This window comes from Synechococcus sp. R55.7, assembly GCF_047461955.1.
In the GTDB taxonomy this organism is placed as follows: Bacteria; Cyanobacteriota; Cyanobacteriia; order Thermostichales; family Thermostichaceae; genus Thermostichus.
This window is the reverse complement of the sequence record NZ_JANSIC010000056.1, coordinates 7307-13061: the sequence shown is the minus strand read 5'-3', so window position 1 is coordinate 13061 and position 5755 is coordinate 7307. Positions and strand designations below refer to the sequence as shown.

4 protein-coding genes are annotated in these 5755 nt (G+C 60.6%); 2 read left to right on the top strand and 2 right to left on the bottom strand.

Features of this window, described 5'->3' with window-relative positions:
- The first annotated feature begins 41 nt into the window (after positions 1 to 41).
- Positions 42 to 1688: a murein biosynthesis integral membrane protein MurJ gene (gene murJ, locus NW820_RS04580; RefSeq protein ID WP_414406809.1), complete on the top strand. Its 1647-nt coding sequence runs from the start codon at positions 42 to 44 to the stop codon at positions 1686 to 1688.
- On the opposite strand, the gene sigC is transcribed toward murJ, so the two are convergent.
- Positions 1685 to 2785 (bottom strand): RNA polymerase sigma factor SigC, encoded by a 1101-nt coding sequence (gene sigC / locus NW820_RS04575; RefSeq protein WP_414332157.1) that lies wholly within the window; start codon positions 2783 to 2785, stop codon positions 1685 to 1687. The genes murJ and sigC overlap by 4 nt on opposite strands.
- Before the next feature lie 614 nt (positions 2786 to 3399).
- Between sigC and NW820_RS04570 the strand changes: the two genes are divergently transcribed.
- Complete coding sequence (locus NW820_RS04570; protein WP_414406808.1) at positions 3400 to 3939, top strand: cofactor assembly of complex C subunit B; 540 nt, start codon at positions 3400 to 3402, stop codon at positions 3937 to 3939.
- Positions 3940 to 3951: 12 nt separating this feature from the next.
- Here NW820_RS04570 and mutS read toward each other — a convergent pair.
- On the bottom strand, positions 3952 to 5755 hold a 1804-nt coding region (mutS, locus tag NW820_RS04565), incomplete at its 5' end, for a DNA mismatch repair protein MutS (RefSeq protein WP_414406807.1).

Here is a 5755-nt window from a genome sequence, read left to right as displayed (position 1 = left end):
TTTGTTGTTGAGGCAGTGGTTGGGGTGCAGGACACAAGGTAATGGAGGAGTCTGCCACTCAGGAAGAGATCCCTGGGGGATCTCCTTCAGCAGGGCCATCCCGTTCGTTGATGTCGGTGGCGGGCTTGGTAGCCGGGGCGACCTTGCTCAGTAAGGGCATAGGCTTTATTCGCCAAGCTTTGATTGCAGCAGTGTATGGCTCGGGGCCGGAGTACAGCGCCTTCGGGGTAGCCTACATCCTGCCCGGTTTTCTGTTGATTCTGCTGGGAGGGATCAACGGCCCTTTTCACAGCGCCATCGTCAGTGTCCTCAAAAAGCAGCGGGATCGGGACAGGGAGGATGCGGCTGCCTGGCTGGAATCCATTTCCACCTTGGTAGGCTGCCTGCTCCTGCTGGTCAGCTTGGGCCTTTGGTGGGGAGCGGACTGGGTGGTGCGCCTGAATGCGCCGGGAGCCAGCCCCGAAGTCCATGCTCTGGCCGCTGCGCAACTGCGGATCATGGCCCCTTTGGCCTTGCTCTCGGGGTGGATTGGCATCGGCTTTGGAGCGCTGAATGCTGCCGAACACTACGCCTTGCCTGCCCTTAGCCCGCTGATCTCCAGCTTGGCGGTGATCGGGATCCTGGTCACGCTGGGATGGACGGGGATCCCAACTTTGCTGGCCTGGGGCGTGCTCATCGGGGCCATTGCCCAATGGTTGGCCCAAGTTCCGCTCCAGATGCGGTTAGGGCTGGGGCGACCGCGCCTGCGCTTTGAGTGGGGATCCCCGCAGGTACGGGCGGTGGGCTTGCTGATGTTGCCGGCGGTGATCTCCTCCGGGATGATCCACATCAATGTTTATGTGGATCTGTTTTTTGCCTCTTTCGTACCTGGGGATCGCACCATCGGCAACTTGGGATATGCCCAGCTTCTGGTACAAACGCCGCTGGGGATCCTCTCCAACATGGTGCTGGTGCCCTTGATGCCTCTCTATGCCCAGTTGGCAGGGGATGGATCCCGTTGGCCGGAGCTGCGCCAGCGTATCCGCCAAGGGCTGATGCTTACGGCAATTGTGACCCTGCCCCTGTCGATGCTGTTGGTGGCTTTGGCCGAGCCCATTGTCCAAGTGGCCTACCAGCGGGGGCGCTTTACGCCGGAGGTGACACAAGAGGTAGCAGCCCTGCTCATGGCCTATGGTCTGGGGATGACCGGTTACCTGCTGCGGGATGTGCTGGTGCGGATCTTCTATGCCCTGGAGGATGGGGCTACGCCTCTGCGCATCAGCAGCATGGCCATTGGCCTGAATGCCCTACTGGACTTTCTATTTTTGCAGGCTTTTGGAGCGCCGGGCATTGCCCTGGCCACCGCCGGCGTCAACCTGATAGCCGTGATCGGACTGGGGATCCGCCTCCACCAGCGCCTGCCAGGGATCCCTTGGCGGGAGATGGGACAAGCCCTACTGCCATTGCTGGGGAGCACCGTCCTGGCTGGGGGACTGAGCCATTGGCTGTGGACCCAACTGCGCTCCTACGAGATTGTGGGGTCTCCCCTGCTCACCGCCATCATTTGGGCCGGGCTGGCCGCGGGTTTAGGTCTAAGCTTGTTCGCCGCCGGAGCTCTCTACCTGCGGATCCCAGAAGTGGAGTGGGCAGCAGCCCGACTGCGGAAACGGGTAGGACGCCGGGGGAGCCAGTGGGCAAGCCGGAACTAGCTGATAGCTTCCAGGTAATCTCGCACGCGGTTGCGCCGCTTCGGCTGACGCAGCTTCTGCAGGGCTTTGGCCTCAATTTGCCGCACCCGCTCTCGCGACAGATCCAAGGCGCGACCGATTTCCGCCAGCGAATAGGTGCGCCCATCCCCCAAGCCGAAACGCATGCGGATCACATCCCGCTCGCGGCTGGTCAGATCCGAGAGCAACTGCTGTAGATCGCGATGCAGGGCTTCCCGCATCATGGTCTCTTCTGGAGAAATGTCGTCAGTTTCCAGCAAATCCCCCAGTTCGGTGTCCTTGTCTTTGCCCACCTTGGTTTCCAGAGAAACCGAGCGGGGCACCCGTACCAACAGCTCGCGTACTTGAGGCGGCGTCATCTCCAACTCGGAGGCGATGTCTTCGATGGTGGGGGTGCGGCCCTTTTCCTGGGAGAGCTTGCGCTGCGCTTTTTTGATCTTGTTCAGCTTCTCGGTGATGTGAACGGGCAGGCGGATGGTGCGGCTTTGGGTGGCAATGGCGCGGGTAATGCCCTGCCGGATCCACCAGTAGGCGTAGGTGCTGAAGCGGTAGCCCTTTTTTGGGTCGAACTTTTCCACCGCCCGCTCTAGGCCCAGCGTACCCTCTTGGATCAGATCCAACAGCTCCAAGCCGCGGTTTTGGTACTTTTTCGCCACCGACACCACCAGGCGCAGGTTGGCCTTGATCATGTGTTCTTTGGCACGCTTGCCAATCCGCTGAATCTGCTGCAGCTTTTCAGGGGTCAGTTGCGCCCACTCGGGGTACTGGTTGGCCTTGGCCACCCATTCCGCAAGAGTGGGATCCCGTCCCAACTCTTTCTGCAGGCGCAGGCGCAAATCCAAGAGCTTCATGTAGTCTTGGACTTTTTGGGCCAGGGCCACCTCTTCATCGCGCCCCAAAAGAGGAACACGACCGATCTCCTGTAAATAGAGGCGCACCAGATCGGTGGAGCGGCGGGTTGGCTCCTCTTCCAGAAACTCGCCATCGGCCAGATCCACCTCTGCTTCTTCGGCAGCATCGAGGAGATCGGCGGGGCCATCCAACAAAATGTCGTTGAGTTCAGGTTCGTAGTTAGACATGTAGGGTGTTGCTGATGTAGCGACAGGGGTAGGCAGTTCAGTGGGCTGAGAGAGGAATGGTCAGTGATGTGGAGCAAGTTAAGCTTAAGTGTTCCCCAACGGTAACTTCGCGCCTGCTCAACGCCTTACAGCAGTCAGAGGAAATCATACATTGACCTCTTCCTCAACCGGACCTCCTGCCCATGCCCCATAGGGAAAGGCTGAAGTAGCAGCGGAGGGGTCACACGGAGAGCGTGAGCCCCTTATCATAACTTAATTATAGTTGCATTTCTCAGCCCAGAGACATGAGAGCCAGCGTAGGATCCCCCCAGTTCAACCGTCACCGCCACTGCGAAAAAGCGTATTGCCCTCAGGGTGAACCCAGCAGCTCGTCCTTGGGGGAAGTAACCCATCCATCCTAGAGGGTCTAAACTTCAAAGGTAGCGTGTAAATTGCTTTGCCTATTCCAATCTATTCGATTCTATTCGATGAACTGTTCCCATTCACCTATCCCACCCAGCTGTGGGGGAGCCAGACTCCCCGAACAGGTCAACCCCCTTCCTCTGGGCGGACTGGGCTCTGCTCAGGCACTTGGGTTGGCCATAGCCCCGCTGACGGGGGAAAAGGTTTCAACCTTGGCGTTGACGACTCTATTGGCCATCGGTCTATTCTTTTTTCTGCGAGCTGCGGGCAAGGATCGCGTGGAGAGTCGCCTCTACTTTAGCAGTCGCAGCCTGGAGGAAATGGGATCCGCTCTACGGGAGCACTTGGAAAGGCGTGGCTATCGTCTCCAGTCCGCCGATGCCGAGGGGATCGCCACCTTTGCAGGGCAGGGTCAGGCTAGCGTGGGGCTGGCCCTTTTTTTGACGGGGCTGGCGGGGACGGGACTGGCCTGTTTGGCCTTGGTGCTGCAGACCCTTGAGCCGGGGTGGGGAGCTTGGCCCTGGATGGTGGTGCTGGCTTCTCCTTGGGCGGGTTGGTACTACCGGCAGCGCAACCAACGCCCGGAACAAATCCGCCTGAAACTGCAGGAAGCCGACGAGGACTCTGTCCCGCTCTCGTCCTGGGAACGAACGCCAACGGCTTCTGGATCCCACCTGTGGGTGGAGGGGCATCGGGATGAGCTGGATGGGCTGGCTGCAGCCCTGAGGTTGCAAGAACGGGATCTGGATTAGGGGTAGGGGAGTCTAAGGCCAATCGGGAGAGAGAGGTGCTGGGATCAAAGACAGTTGATCCCCAACGGCAGGGTCGGGGATCCCATTGGGAGCGGGCTCTTTTTTGGAGTTCTTTTGGGCGAGGCGGCTTTTCCCTTGGTTTCTCAAGCCCAGGCCGATGCGGCTGTGTTTTTCCACCAAGGCCAGCACCTGTTCGGCCCGCTGGATTACCGGCTGCGGCAGGCCAGCCATGCGTCCCACCTCGATGCCATAGGAGCGATCTGCCCCCCCAGGCTGTACCTGGTGCAAGAAGATGATGCGATCTTGCAATTCCTTGACCACCACCTGAAAGTTGGCCACGTTGGGCAGCAAGGTCTCCAGTTGGTTGAGCTCGTGGTAGTGGGTGGCAAAGACCGTACGGGCGCGCACCTGAGTGGCCAGGTATTCCGCCACCGCCCAGGCAATGGAAAGGCCATCGAAGGTAGCGGTGCCTCGGCCAATCTCGTCCAGCAGCACCAAGGAGCGCTCGCCGGCGTGGTTGAGGATGTTGGCGGTCTCGTTCATTTCCACCATGAAGGTGGACTGGCCGGTAGCCAGATCGTCCACAGCGCCAATGCGGGTAAATACGCGGTCGCAGAGGCCCAACTCTGCCCGCCGCGCGGGGACAAAGCTGCCCATCTGGGCCAGGATTTGGATGAGCCCAATTTGCCGCAGGTAAGTGGACTTGCCGGACATGTTGGGCCCGGTGAGGACGATCAAATCGGGGCCGTGGGGGGATCCCAGTTGCACCGAATTGGGGACAAATAGGCCCTGGGGCAGGGATTTTTCCACCACCGGGTGGCGACCCTCCTCGATCATGAGCCGGCGGTCTGTTGTGAGGAGGGGACGGGTGTATCCCTGCTGCACTGCCACTTCCGCCAGGCCAAACAGAGCATCGACGGCAGCCAGGGTCTGGGCCACTTGGCGGATGGCTTCGGCCCGGGATCCTGCCTCTTGGCGCAACTGCACAAACAGCTCGTATTCCCGCTGGTTGATGTCGGTTTGGGCTGTGAGGATGCGGGCCTCTTTTTCTTTGAGCTCGGGGGTAATGAACCGCTCTTCGTTGGTCAGGGTTTGCTTGCGGATGTACTCTTTGGGGACTTGGTGGGCCTTGGCGCGGCTGATGCTGAGGTAGTAGCCGAAGGCCTTGTTGAAGCCCACCTTGAGAGTGGGGATCCCAGTGCGGTCGCGCTCGCTTTTTTCCAACTGGGCAACCCACTGGCGGTCTTGCTCCACCTGCTGCCGCAGCCTGTCCAGCTCGGGATCCACGCCGGCTCGGATGAGGCCCCCCTCGGTGAGCACAGGGGGAGGGGAGGGCAGGAGGGTGTGCTCGATGCGGCGGCCCAGATCCACCAGGGCGGGATCCACTTGCTGTAGGCTCTGCAGGAGGGGGGTTTTGGCCTCAGCCACTAGCTCGGCCAGTTGGGGCAGTTTGCCCAAGGAGGATCCCAGGGCCACCAGCTCGCGTGGGTTGGCGGTGCCCGATCCGACGCGGTTGGCCAGCCGCTCCAGGTCGTACAGAGAGTCCAGGAGGGATCCCAGGCGGGCCCGCAGAGAAGGGTTTTCCAAAAGCTCTTGGATGGTGTCTTGGCGAAGGCGGATTTGCTCCGAATCCCGCAAAGGCTGCATTAGCCAGCGCCGCAAAGTGCGCCCCCCCATGGCTGTACGGCTGTGATCCAGCACCCAGAGCAGGGATCCGACAAAGGATCCCTCGCGGATGGTCTGGGTCAGCTCCAAGTTGCGGCGGGTTTGGGGATCCAAGATGAGGTAATCCGTCAACTGATAGGTGCGAGGGGGA

Coding starts and splice junctions, on each gene's coding strand:
- murJ (WP_414406809.1), top strand. CDS start 42: ATGGAGGAGTCTGCCACTCAGGAAGAGATCCCTGGGGGATCTCCTTCA.
- sigC (WP_414332157.1), bottom strand. CDS start 2,785: ATGTCTAACTACGAACCTGAACTCAACGACATTTTGTTGGATGGCCCC.